The 1,669-nt window shown below is 39.2% G+C and carries 2 protein-coding genes and 1 pseudogene; all 3 read right to left on the minus strand.

The features are described 5' to 3' along the window. Positions 1-640 (minus strand): hypothetical protein (locus tag C5S62_RS01605; protein ID WP_133159453.1); only part of this gene is annotated, 640 nt, incomplete at its 3' end. A 62-nt stretch (positions 641-702) separates the two neighbouring features. Beyond that, on the minus strand, positions 703-1,395 hold the full coding sequence (locus C5S62_RS01610) for a hypothetical protein (protein ID WP_104403780.1): 693 nt from the start codon (positions 1,393-1,395) through the stop codon (positions 703-705). Continuing rightward, a pseudogene (locus C5S62_RS13450) lies at positions 1,392-1,669 on the minus strand (hypothetical protein); the annotation flags it as partial. The gene C5S62_RS01610 and the pseudogene C5S62_RS13450, both read right to left, overlap by 4 nt.

The raw sequence follows: 1,669 nt of genomic DNA on the forward strand, positions 1-1,669 counted from the left end.
GTTTGGTGGCTTTCATGTCAGCTTTTGTTCCTATGGCATATCCGTCGGCATTTAATATGTCATCTGTTTTTTCTGTAAATTCAATGGCAAAGTTGGGAGCCGGCGTGAAAGAGTAAGCACATGCCGGCCTGTCGTAAACCATGGTGGCCTTGTCCTGATTGACCACAACAACAATCATTTCACCGGCTTCATCGTCACCATCGAAAACAAGGCCGGCGAATAGTAGTGCAAAACTGTTATCGTCTAAGGGGACTTTAATATAATAATTTCTGTCATCTTTATTCATTGTTAATAGGGAAACATCCCATAGAGGGGCGTACCCATATTGATGCAGAATATTTTTCCCTTTATAAGAAATGTTTAAATTTTCGTAGATGCCATTTTCACTATTAGGAGATAGTCCTCCCATTGAAATTTTGTATTGATAAATACCGTTGGATGATGTAGTGTCAAATTCTTTGTATATATGTGTCTTTTTCTCTTTGGCATAATCGAATATGGATTCCTTTTCGTAGAATGCAATGAACTGCTCTTTAGGAATAATATCTTTTCCTTCCCTTTTGAACAAATCAACGGTCTGCGCTGTTGCAGACACTAAAGTCATGTAAGCAATGCCTAATGATGCTGTTAATTTCCCCATGGTTTTTAAGGTTTATTATGCGGCGGACCGTATTAATATTGTCCGCCGCATATTTCAGTATGTTAATTCCATGATTTATATTTGAGCATGTTGCCTTCCTTCCATATCTTGTGTTTGGTACGGGTGGAAAGTGCGTTGGAGGTAGCTTGGAGATTGCCAAAATCATCAATAAGTCCGCCTACCTCTTCTATAAATTCTATAGAAAAATTAGGAACAGGTGTATAGGAATAAGAGGCTGCCGGTCTGTCAAAGACTAATGTTGCCTCATCTTTGTGGACTATAATGATTATCATTTCACCGGCAATGTCCTCATAGTAATATAGCCATCCTGCGAATATTAAAGCAAAAGTGTCATCGTCCAGTGGTATTTGGATGAAATGACTGTTTTGGTCTTGCCGTGCTGTCAGATGCTTTGTTGTATAAAGCGGGTCACATCCCCAACGGCGTAAAAGGATATTGCCGGCAGCGTCTGTGATAGTCAATACATCATACGTACCACTCTGTGGCATATTGGGCGAACTGCCTCCTAATTTCACATGATATTGGTATTTTTTGTTGGGTGTGTTCAATATATAATCTTTATAGGTATTAATGTCCATGGGAGAAGACGTAGGCCCGTTGCTGTTGCTACCTAGTTGTATGAATTGTTTGTTTGTGATGATTTTGTCACCATTTTTCGTAAATATATCTGTTGCCTGAATTGCAGCAAATGTGTATAAAAGCATTAAATTAAAAATGAAAAATTTTTTGTTCATGGTTCTTTATAATAAAAAAATTTTACTTGTTTTTTTTTCTTATAGCCAAAACTGTCGCTTAAAAGTTGTTGTGCTTCTCTTTTGCCGGCTCCTGTGTCCATTGTCTTTGGAACATCAATATTCCAAGTTTTTGACCATTTCTCTTCACCCGGCACAATAACCACGACATGCCCGCTTCCTCCGGTTGGATTGAAATACCCCGCCACAACGAAATACCCTTGGTTGGCGTAGTCTTGGGCTTCCGCCATCGTTATGGCCTGCCAGTATTTGGGAT

The organism is Prevotella sp. MGM2 (genome assembly GCF_002933955.1).
Classification (GTDB): Bacteria; Bacteroidota; Bacteroidia; order Bacteroidales; family Bacteroidaceae; genus Alloprevotella.